Genomic DNA, 11,359 nt, shown 5'->3' on the forward strand with positions numbered 1-11,359 from the left:
TCATCGATAGAGCAGATAGAATTCCTTCAGATAGCTGTCCGCGATCTTCCGGTTATCGATCATGACAACATTCTCGTCATTCCGCCTGCTGGCGTTCCGCGAGAAATTATAGGAGCCGGTTATAACCCGGCAGCCGTCAATTACAATGACCTTGTGATGCATGGCATACCTGTTTCGGTCGGTTTTTACGGGCAGGCCCTCGAGTTTCATCTTGGTATACTCTGAATACTTTGAGCGTGTATCTCTCTTTTCAAACAGCCCGTAAACGGGAACACCCTCTTTAAATTTTTTAATCATGGCCTCGCCAATGCCTTCACTGGTGAAGGAAAAGGCCATGAAATGAATGCTCGCTTCTGCCTTCTCTATTCTTTTTATAATGATTCGTTCAATATCATCCTCAGGTGAGAAGTAGGCATTAATATGAGAGTCATCGATCTTTACATAGTATTTTTTCTGGAAAAAGGGGAAGGCCATAAATTCCTTGCGGTTGCCGAAAATTCCCGAATCATGCATTTCACTGAATTCCTTCAGAAAAATATCGGCAAGCTCCGATGATGCGATGCAGATGGCATTGTTGTTATTCTTCCGGGATCCGTTGTCCGTTATATTGTACGAGCCGGTCCAGACGGTATTTCCGTCAATCACGGCGAACTTGTTATGCATGAACCCCCTGCGGTTATCCGTAACGGGGTGGATGCCGTTCTTCCGCAGACGCGCCACCTCTTTCGTATCTGCGTTGTCTCTTTCTGTTACCAGGCGTACATCCACTCCCCTGCGTGCGGCATCGATCAACGCCCGGGATATCTTTTCCGAATCGATATCGTAAAAGGCTCCGCAAAAGGAACTCCGGGCCTCCGCTATCAGACGAACCAGGGCCTCCTCGGGATTGAGCCGACCTACTGCGGTTCTTCCCGGTGTGGTAAAATAAACGGACCACCAGCTCCGTGTTTCAGCGGATGAGAGGGATAAAAACAGGGAGAGGACAAAACATATGGTAAAAAAACGCTTCATCATAGCTGTATCACCGGGTTTATTATGGGCAGGTCCGTAATCAAACCTTTTTCTTTTCCTGCACCGAGCCCTTTTCCTGTAGTTCCTGCCTTTTATCCATGATGATATTCTCATACTCGGTATACAGAAGCTGTTCCTCCCGGTTCGGGTAAATCGATTTGACTTTGCTGACCAGGGTTCTGAAGGGAGCAAGTTTTTTTAGATTGACCTGTGATTCGATCATTGTCCTGATCTCCTGGTCATTTCTCTGCAGAAGGTGAAGGTAGAATTCAAAGGCATTCCGAAGCTCTATGAGCATGGCGCGGTTCCGGTTTCCCTGTGAATCATCGGGTTCCTCGATATAGGAGTCTATAAAATTGACGATATATTCCGCATCCAGGGCAGTAAGATCAAAATCCAGGAGCAGCTGATTGACCTTTGAAAGATCCATGGCCCGCAGATGTATCCTGGCAAGAAAAACCGGGTTGGTAGACATCATGTTAATATTTACATCCTTTTCTGCTTCAGGCTCTTCCTGTTCATCAGGGCCGGGTTTTTCCTTCACTATGTGGATGATGTTTTCCGCCTTGTAACGGCTCCGTATGATGATAATATCATTTTCCGTTATAGATTCATCCACTATGACATAATCAGGTTTCATCTTTATATCTATTTCGCGTATCATCGTAGCTATATCCCGTATAATCTTTATACGGACGGGAATGGCATCGATGGTGAAATTTTTTTCGATGAAAATATATTTAATGCTGCGCTCATTAAGATCGGTGTACGGCAGGATCATGGTCCCTTTACGGATTTTCAGTATGTGGTAATCCCGGGTATAATCCTCATTTATATAGAATTTTTTTCCGACGAAAAAAATGAGAGGAATTTCACACACGGGGCTGGTGCTTTCCGGATTCACATAGACGGATTTCCCCCTGTTGTCAAAGGCAATGAATTGCCATTTCTTGAACATTATCTTGATGATGTAGCCGCCCGGCGTCTTTTCCTCGATAAAATCCATGTTAGTAGTTCCTGAAAAATAGCTCTGCTGAAAACAGACTTGCTGCGTCTGATAAAACTTCATGACCAAAACGGTTTCAGCTGTTTTCTGCGGCGAAGATAGCCCTCTTTCTGTATCGTTCCAGTTCCTTTTTATATTGATTTGACAGGTCCGTTATCTCGCTGAATTGACGGATAGTAAAAAAGGCTTTGATGAGCTGTTTCAACACCACATCATCTTTGAGTAGTGTCATCTGCTTCTGGGAACCGTTGAATATTTCATCGGCGTTGGAATAAAGGGAGCGGATGATTTCTTCAGCCGTTCCCGTAAGCTTGTTGATGGGCCGCCCGGTGCGGAAATGAATGTTTTTGATTACCAGGGCGATGAGATTCAGAATTTTTCGCTTTTTATCAGCCCGCATATCCTCGTTTATTTTTTCGAATGCGCTTACTATTGTCTGATTTTTATTCTTGATTTTCGCCACGAGGTCGGTCTTCACATCGTGGGGAAGTTTGCCGAACACGGGGGGGTGATTGGAATAAAAGGCCTTGAGATATTCCTTTGACAGCATGATCAATCCGGCAAGCGAATCATTCACTGTCCCGCCTTCAATGGCGCTCCGCAGGTTTTCAATATCCACCTTAAGGAGTGAATCAGCATTTTCGAAAACGCCGGGCATGTCTAGATTTTCCAGAAAGAGCAGGAAATTTTTGCTGTCAGAGGCATCACGCTTGAAAAAATAATTGATCAGCAAATGCCTGAAAAGTTCCGTGGCGTTTCCCGCCAGATCGGACTCCTCTTCAAGATGAATAATCTGATCGATCAGGTTAAAATATGTTTCTTCTTTTAGAATGGGCATAATTGGATCACGCTTGTATTAATATATTCAACATCTTGTTTAAATCAAGAAAATAATCACCAGGCTCGCGCGTTCACGTCAACCGTAAGGTCATTGTGTTCCCCGCGGCTGAAATAGTGAAACGCAAGACCGGCAACCATGGCAGCATTATCGGTACAGAGTTTCGGTGAGGCGATGATTATTTTCTCCCTGCCCTTTTTTCCCTCGTCCAGGAGCTGCCTGAGCCTGCCATTTGCCGCCACGCCCCCGGCCACAACGATATCATTAATCCTGTATTTCCGGGCCGCAGCAAAGACCCGGCGGACCAGAACCTCCAGAGCCCTTTCCTGAAAACTATAGACTATCTCGGCCTTTTCCGCTCCCGGATTTTCCCTGATATAATTGACCACGGCGGTCTTAATCCCGCTGTAGGAAAAACGCATATCGCCGGGATCGGTGAGAATCTTAGGAAAAAGAACCTCGCGCCGTACCGCCTTTACCGCAAGCTTTTCTATGACCGGACCTCCCGGATATTCCAGTCCGAGATGCTTGGCCACCTTGTCAAAGGCCTCACCCACGGCGTCATCAACGGTTTTTCCGATAATCTCCATAGCTCCGATCCCCGTGACCCGATACAGGGCTGTGTTTCCCCCGGAAATCAGCAGTCCTATGTAGGGGAAGGTGAGTCCATTCCCTTCAAGAAAGGGAGCATAGAGATGGGCCTCCAGGTGATTCACCGCGATGAGGGGAATTTTCATGGCAAAGGCAATAGCCTTGGCCGACTGCAGGCCGATGAGCAGAGAGCCGACAAGCCCCGGCCTGCTGGTCGCCGCCACATAGGACAGATCATTAAAGGAGATACCTGCGTCATCCAGTGCGCTTTCTATGAGACCATTGATCACCTCAAGGTGCGAGCGGGAAGCGATTTCGGGCACAACGCCGAAATATTCTTTATGGAGGTCGATCTGACTGAATATATGATTGGCCAGAACCCGGCTCCCGTTTATTACAATGGCCGCCGCCGTTTCATCGCAGGAACTCTCAAGTCCCAGCCCTATGACGTCACCGTGCATATTTGTTACTGTACCTTTCCGGTTATTACTTCCATGGCCCTGACGAGCTGATTGTCGAATTCCAGGTCGTAGAGCGGTCGTTTTTTTAACTCATAAATCTTGTTCTTCAGCATGAGGTGGGCCGTTTTCTCCGACAGGACCACATCATGCTTCTTCAGAAAAAGTTCAAACTGCTTTTTCGTTTCGGCATTGTATTCCATCTTTACCGGAATAAATTTTTCCATAAGCTTGAGTTTCGTTACCTGGTTAATGCCCTTCTTGTCATCCTTGTCCAGTTCCTCGGATTTCACCTCAAAGTCAGGATTGATGCCCTTGTTGTGTATCAATTCTCCCGAGGGAGTGTAATATTTTGCGATGGTTATGGCCACGCCGATATTGTCGTCCAGGTTATATGATTTCTGGACCGATCCTTTGCCGAAGGTCTTCTCACCCACAAGCTTTCCTCTCTTATTGTCGCGCATGGCCCCGGCAAAAATTTCCGATGCTGAAGCGCTCCCCTTGTTGACAAGCACCACTATATCTTCGACTGAAACAGGATTATTTTCCGACTTGAAAATCCGTTCATTTTCACTGCCCTTTCTGCCCCGGGTGGAAACAACAACTTTCCCTTTTTCGAGGAAAAGATCGGAAATGCTCACAGCCGCGGTGAGCAGCCCTCCTGGATTGTAGCGCAAATCGATGATCAGTTTTTCAGCCTTTTTAGCTTCAAGGTTTTTAAGGGCATCGGTGACATCCTGCGACGTTTCAGATCCGAAATTTTTTATCTTAATATATCCGATGGAAGTATTTTCAATCATCGCATATTCAACGCTCTGTATTTTAATCGGGGCGCGCTCAATATCAATATCCAGAAGTTCATCAAATCCTTCCCTCTCGATGGAAAGCTGCACCTTTGTCCTGGGAAGCCCTTTTATCATCTTCACAATTTCGGAAAGCTTTTTGCCCTTGATGGGCGTGCTGTCAACTTTTTTGATAACATCACCGGCCTTGATACCAGAACGCATGGCGGGAGAATCATCAATGGGTGAAATCACCACGATTTCATTGTCCCTGACCGTTATTTCGATGCCCACACCAACAAATTTTCCCGTTGTCATTTCCTTCAGTTCTTCATATCCCTTCTCGTCAAGAAAGCGGGAAAAGGGATCACCAAGGGCGCCTATCATGCCCCGTATGGCGCCGAAAAAAAGCTCCTTGTTATCCACATCCTCTACATATTCGGTTCTCAATATCTGGTAAACCCGATGAAAGTAATCCAGATACCGATGAGCCGGTTCTTCCGCCGACGCGAGAAAAGAAACATTTATTCCAATGAACAACCCGACAAGAAATGCCAGGGTCAGGAAGTGAATATTTCGCTCTTTAATTTTTTTTAACATGATGATCTCCTGTCATTACAATGCGGAGGCAGTATACCTCAATTACACGTTTTCGGCTCCGCGGGCATTGATGTGTAAAATGAATTTTACACATCATGGACTGATGATTGTCAATGAAATAATTGTCAATCTTCCGAATACATCGGTATTTTTCTTGACTCAGAACGTCTGAGTTCAAATCATTCAAATTCTCTTATACTATCTATTTGGAGTAATGCAATGCCGCGAATCCGACTTGATGAACAATCCTGTTATGAATTTACCCATGAGATGGACGTACGGGCCTCTGATATCAACATGGGAGGACACCTGGGTCACACCGAACTTATCAATTACATTCACGAGGCCAGGGCCCTCATGTTCGAAACATTCAATGTTCATGAAAGAGACCTGGGCGACGGTTGTACCGGCATTGTTATAGGTGATCTGGCCGTCAACTACCGGTCCGAAGTTTTCTGGGGCGATAAACTTATTATCAACAGCTCCATCGGTGAAATAAGCGGAAAAAGCTTCAGGATATTTCATCGCATAACCTGCCGGGGAGCCCTGGTCGCCCTGGTGGAGACCGGCATAATCGCTTTCTCTGTTACCGAAAGAAAAGCGCTTCCCCTGCCCGCCGTCTTTCTCGAAAAACTTCACACCCTGAGTGCCTGTGTATGAGCCTTCCCTGCAGGCATATCCTGGTCATAGCCGACATCGAAGGATCCTCGGGTTGCCGTGACTACGAAGCCTCGTCCTTCAGGACCATGAGCTGGGCACGCGCCTGCCGAGACATGACCCTGGATGTGAAAGCCGTAACCGGCGCCCTCCTGGCCGCCGGAGCGGAAAGCGTCATGGTGAAAGACTTTCACCGTACGGGATACAATATATTCCCTGAATTGCTCGATGAACGGGTCCGCCTTGTATCGGGATACCGTAACGGTCCTGTGCCCGGCATCGGCGATCCCGGCAACGCCGAAGTCGTTGTGATGATCGGCATGCATGCCCCATCCGGGTCAGACGGCTTCCTGGCCCACACCATGACCTCCCGGATCGCGCGGCTTCTGGTAAATGGAAGCCTGCTTTCAGAAGCACAGGTCTTCGCCGCATCACTGTCCCCTCACGGCATCCGGCCCGTCTTTTTTTCAGGGTGCCCCGTAGCATGCCGGTATGCCCGGGAAGCCATCCCCCGGCTTGAAACTTACGAGATCGACAAATCGGCCGGTTCCGTTTCGCCGGATGTTGAATCCTGGAGAAAGGGCCTTGCCGAAGCAGCGGTCCATTCATTGCGAAACATATCGTCGGAACCCTACGTAATGAAAGGTCCCTTTGAAGTTGAGATGACCATGCGCGACGGCAGTGCAGCGGCTGAAAAACTCGCCCGCCGATGGAATTTCACCTGCAAAGACGACACCATCCATTTCAGGGCAGAAGACTTTCATTCCCTTTATTACAGTCTTATCCGCATATGCTACCTGACCCCCCTGGTGGAAAAATTACTTCCCCATGGCCTGGGGCTGTATAACCTCTATGGCTACCTGGGCCTGCGATGGGCCCGCAAACACGGTTCATTGCGATAAACATAAACTCTTTTGTCTGCGCCTTTAATAATGCAGGGTGCAACGATCCTCACCATATAGCATCGCCCTGATATTTGATTTATTCAAAGAATTGATATTGCCGATAGTGTAAGTGACGTGTTACTATACTGAATCTGTAAATTTTTTTCATCTGCCAGTTGGAGTGATAAATATGATAAACCGCATCTATGCTTATTTCCTTGCCGCCTATTCCACCGATGATTTTTCGCTCCGACAGAAAGCCGCCATGCTTTTTTCGCTCTGCGGATTCATCTTCATAGCAGCCCTGGCCATGCTTTTCGGCAATGTGCTCCTGGCCGGAAACACCGACCCGGTCCTCCTCTCCGCCATGACCGTGGGCACAACCGTCATCATGGGTACGCTCATTCTCATCAAGAAAGGTTTTTATACTATTTCAGCCCATACAGTCCTGGTACTCCTTCCCGGCATGATCTGGGCCGTTCTTTTCTTTGATTCCAATCCCGATGTAATAAACCGGATAGACACCATATCCCTGATCTTCGGCGTCATGGCCCTCATGCCCCTTATCGTCGAAAGGAAAGGGATTCTCATTCACGGCAGCATTAATATCCTGCTGTTTTATACTTTCATTGCCCTGTCTCCGGCGATCGCTTCACTCCCGGAAAACACACGGAAGGATTATATCGCCGACAACACAGTCACCTTCTTTTTTATAGCCGGTGTATCCGTTCTCATTCATATTCTCCACAACAGGGCTCTGCAGCGAAGCGACCGGCTGTGCGAGGAGCAGAAGGAAAAGACCGATGACATCCAGCGGATCGTCGGTGTGTGCCAGGAGGTCTGCTCACGCCTCACGGGCTCCGTAGGAGACATGATCTCATCGTCGCACAGCTTCACCGAATCATCCCAGACCCAGGCCTCATCCACGGAAGAAATAACGGCCAGCATGGAGGAGATTTCCGCCGTGACGGACAACATATACGAACTGGTCCTCTCACAGAACAGCGAACTCCGCCAGGCCACGGCAAAAATCGAAGAGGTCTATAAAACCGTTGTCAGGGAAACGGAGGAAGCACGGGCGATTATTGCCATCAGAGACAGGCTCAACAGGGAAGCGGAGACTACCAGAAACAATGTTGGTGATGTCATCGGGTTGCTGGACCGGACAATCAGGCAGTTCGACGAGGTCAAAGGCGTTGTATCCATCATCAATGAAATCTCGGACCAGATAAACCTGCTTTCCCTGAACGCAGCCATTGAAGCAGCGCGTGCCGGCGAAGCCGGCCAGGGATTCGCCGTTGTTGCCAGCGAAGTGGGAAAGCTGGCCGACACAACGGGAAGAAACGTCAAGGTCATCAGCGGCATGATAACGGGCAGCTCCCAGGAACTGACGAAATCATTTGACGCCCTGCAGTCCTTCGTCAAAGTCCTGGATGCCATGATCCAGTACATTATCGAACTCGGCACCTCCATCGACAGAATTGTTGCCCTGTCGCAGGAAGACAAAAATCTCAACGATGAAATCATGAAGAACACCGATTCGGTCATCAATCTTTCCGAATCGGTTAGGTCCGCCGTGGAAGAACAGAAAATCGGCATCGATGAGATTGTGAAAACCCTTTCAGTGATAAACGCCGCCACGCAGGAGATCGCGGCTCACTCCCAGAAGCTGGTGAACACCTCGGACCAGGTGGAAATGGTAAGCGGTGAGCTTAAAAAGAATATCATGATGACCCAGTAGATACAGGGCATACCCTGTATCTGCCGAAAATACTTTTCTTATTTTGACTTGAAGGAATATACGCCATCCCATGTCTTTGACGGCGGTTTCTTCATATACTCCTCGCAGCGTTTGACATAGGTAAGACTGGGTCCGTCATCCTTCACTATCCTCAGGGCTTCCTTGAAAGACATTCTGGCCCTCTTCCATTGACGGTCGCCGAAAAATTCCAGTCCTTCATAGTAATGCTTCAGCATGTCGTACATATATGGCGGCAGGTCCCCTTTTTTCCCCAGCAGCTCGTATATGAGAATCGGTTCTGTTTTACCCACAACGCGTATAATATCAAGCTTTCTGCCTTCTATGCTGTCCTTTGCCGCTTCATAGGTTGCCTGGCTCACCATGGCGTTGGTAAGATAGAACTTGTTTGCCCCTTCGAGGCGCGAGGCCAGGTTAACCGAATCGCCCATGGCCGTATAATCCATGCGGGTGCGTGATCCCATATTGCCCACGACAGCGCGCCCCGTGTTCATTCCCATACGCACCTTCAGTTCGTCCCTCCCTTCGCTCCTCCACTGCTCCTGCATTTCCCGGAGACGCTTCTTCTGCTCAATAGAGGCCATGCAGGCCCGCAGGGCATGATCTTCAAAGGGATGGGGCGCTCCGAAAAAGGCCATGACTGCGTCGCCCTCGTATTTATCTATGGTGCCTCCCCATTTGAGTATGATATCGGTCATCTCGGAAAGATATTCGTTGAGCAGGCTTACCAGCTCCGGCGGCGTCAGTTTTTCCGACAACGTGGAAAACTTCGCCACATCGGAAAAGAAAATTGTTATTTCCCGCTCTTCACCTCCCAACTCCAGCGATTCGGGATGCTCGATGATCTGGTCGATGACGCCCGGCGCGAGATACCGGGCAAAGGCATTCTTGATAAATTTCTTCTGATTCTCCTCGCGCATGAACTTCATGGATGTAATGGCCGCCGAGGGAAGTACCAGGGCCAGGTTGATGCCCACCTGATCGGACCATACGTTGAAATAGACAAAAATCAGGACCAATGCCGCGTTTATCACCACCATGGAAAGCACTATGGTGATAACCGATGTCCGGGCACTCTGCCTCTGGATGGTGAATCCCATAAGGAGGGCGAAAATAAGCATGATGATATAATTCACCCATACCGGGGATTTCCGTATGAATTTCCTCTGCAGAATCGTATTGATAGTATTATGATAGGCCCCTACCATGGCGTATTCATTCCACGTGGGAGTCTGACCTATATCGATGGTGCCCGTGGCCGTGAGACCCGTGATAGTGATGTTGTCCCTCAGTTTCTCCACCCTGAGAACGAGCTCGATGGCCTGCAGTTCATTCTGCCAGTGCGCCAGATCGCTTTTAAGCTGTTTTTCATTTTTGGGCTTTTCTTTCAGCGCTTCCTGAATTCTTTTTATTTCATCCCGTATGGGATCGGCCAGAGAGTTTTTTATTTTCAGGTTTGCTTTGCGGAGTTCTTCGGTTTTTACATACAGGGCCTTCCTTTTTACTGCATCCTTCTCTTTACTATAGAGCGCGATATTTTTTTCAATTACCCCGTTATTCCGGCTTAGTTCCAGTCCCGTTTCGGGACCGCCCTGTTCGTCAAAAAAATTGTATACCCCTTCCACAAAGGTATTGTATTCCATCAGCGCATAATAGGGTAATATGCGGAAGGATTTTTCCCGGGGGCCCGGTCCGGCCCAGTTCACATAGATCATACCCTTTTTGTTGATGGGAATTCTCATATCACCCGTTTCATGGGTTACGGGGTTGAAGGCGTTTTTCAGCATAAGATATTTCCCCGGCTCTACCACTACGTTTTTTATATCGACACCGCAGGTATTCAAGAGCATGACCATAGCCAGGTTGAAGTAGAGCCGTCCCTTGAAAAGCTGTACGAGGCGAACCTTCCGCACGGCGCCGTCAATATCCGTATCGCGGTTGACAAAACCGAAGGCGTGGGCCGTTTCAATGAGTTCCGGAATCGGATAGGAAATGCTCTGTGTTTTAAGGTCCTCCAGGGTCCGATACTTCTCAATATTCTTTGCCGGAACCGCTACTGACGACCTCTCCTGAAATATCTTCAGCGCCTTCTGAAACCGTTCCGTGGACTGGGCCCTTCTCACATTCTCCACGACGGGTTCAGGGCCCAGGTTGTAAGAGAGAATGACCTTCCCCATCTCACGAATCCCGTCGGCAAAGATCCGGTCATTGTTCATGATGGCGTTTTTCACTTCTTCAGCATCGAGCTTCTTTCCCTCGACGGCCTCGCTCTCGATCCTGTCATAATGATCGCTCAGGACCTCCAGGGGCGAACTGTTGGGGAACATTATATCAAGGGCGGCAAAGGAAACACCCGCCTCTTTCATGACACGGAGCCCCTCGCCATAGAGACGCCGGGGCCAGGGGAACTGTCCCAGGGTATCGGTACTGTTGTCATCGATATCGATAAAAGAGAGCTTGTCCCATTCATTGATGGAGGGCTTGATGGAAAAACTGAGGTCGTAGAGGTTCAAATCGAAGCGCTCATAGGCATCGGAAAAACTGACGCCAAAGACAAAAAGAAATGAAATGAGGGCGATAATGACACCGGAGATTTTATTCTCCTCGATGAAGTGACCTGCATAATCGAGATATTTTTTTATCATGACAATCCCCTGGTGGATGGTATGTGCGGTATGATTAAATGCCCCCGGAAGGAGGCAGCCCCCGGCGAATGAATTCATTTTTTATATTTACCGACAGCCGCCACCCCCATAGGGGGTTTCAGATAGAA

General features: G+C 48.5%; 9 protein-coding genes. 3 read left to right on the forward strand and 6 right to left on the reverse strand.

The features are described 5' to 3' along the window. The 5 genes from CVV44_11745 to CVV44_11765 form a co-directional block, all read right to left on the reverse strand. Nucleotides 1–1,125 (reverse strand): phospholipase, encoded by a 1,125-nt coding sequence (locus tag CVV44_11745; protein PKL38547.1) that lies wholly within the window; start codon nucleotides 1,123–1,125, stop codon nucleotides 1–3. After that, the gene (locus tag CVV44_11750) at nucleotides 1,052–2,017 is read right to left on the reverse strand and encodes a hypothetical protein (protein ID PKL38548.1); all 966 of its coding nucleotides are present in this window, start codon (nucleotides 2,015–2,017) and stop codon (nucleotides 1,052–1,054) included. The genes CVV44_11745 and CVV44_11750 overlap by 74 nt, the downstream gene beginning before the upstream one ends. Before the next feature lie 76 nt (nucleotides 2,018–2,093). Further along, nucleotides 2,094–2,855 carry a hypothetical protein gene (locus CVV44_11755; GenBank protein ID PKL38549.1) on the reverse strand — a complete coding sequence of 254 codons (762 nt, stop codon included), beginning with the start codon at nucleotides 2,853–2,855 and terminating at the stop codon, nucleotides 2,094–2,096. A 56-nt stretch (nucleotides 2,856–2,911) separates the two neighbouring features. Continuing rightward, nucleotides 2,912–3,907, reverse strand: coding sequence for a tRNA (adenosine(37)-N6)-threonylcarbamoyltransferase complex transferase subunit TsaD (gene tsaD, locus CVV44_11760; protein ID PKL38550.1), 996 nt, complete (start codon nucleotides 3,905–3,907; stop codon nucleotides 2,912–2,914). A gap of 5 nt (nucleotides 3,908–3,912) precedes the next feature. Next, nucleotides 3,913–5,286, reverse strand: coding sequence for a peptidase S41 (locus CVV44_11765; GenBank protein PKL38551.1), 1,374 nt, complete (start codon nucleotides 5,284–5,286; stop codon nucleotides 3,913–3,915). A gap of 219 nt (nucleotides 5,287–5,505) precedes the next feature. On the opposite strand from CVV44_11765, the gene CVV44_11770 reads away from it, so the two are divergent. The 3 genes from CVV44_11770 to CVV44_11780 all read left to right on the forward strand — a co-directional run bounded on the left by CVV44_11770 (nucleotide 5,506) and on the right by CVV44_11780 (nucleotide 8,568). Beyond that, complete coding sequence (locus CVV44_11770; protein PKL38552.1) at nucleotides 5,506–5,946, forward strand: hypothetical protein; 441 nt, start codon at nucleotides 5,506–5,508, stop codon at nucleotides 5,944–5,946. After that, complete coding sequence (locus tag CVV44_11775) at nucleotides 5,943–6,845, forward strand: hypothetical protein (GenBank protein PKL38553.1); 903 nt, start codon at nucleotides 5,943–5,945, stop codon at nucleotides 6,843–6,845. The genes CVV44_11770 and CVV44_11775 overlap by 4 nt, the downstream gene beginning before the upstream one ends. A 172-nt stretch (nucleotides 6,846–7,017) precedes the next feature. Then, nucleotides 7,018–8,568, forward strand: coding sequence for a hypothetical protein (locus CVV44_11780; protein PKL38554.1), 1,551 nt, complete (start codon nucleotides 7,018–7,020; stop codon nucleotides 8,566–8,568). A 38-nt stretch (nucleotides 8,569–8,606) separates the two neighbouring features. Here the strand turns inward: CVV44_11780 and CVV44_11785 are convergent, their stop codons facing one another. Beyond that, nucleotides 8,607–11,309 carry a hypothetical protein gene (locus CVV44_11785; GenBank protein PKL38555.1) on the reverse strand — a complete coding sequence of 901 codons (2,703 nt, stop codon included), beginning with the start codon at nucleotides 11,307–11,309 and terminating at the stop codon, nucleotides 8,607–8,609. Nucleotides 11,310–11,359 lie beyond the last annotated feature (50 nt).

The organism is Spirochaetae bacterium HGW-Spirochaetae-1, assembly GCA_002839375.1.
Classification (GTDB): Bacteria; Spirochaetota; UBA4802; order UBA4802; family UBA5550; genus PGXY01.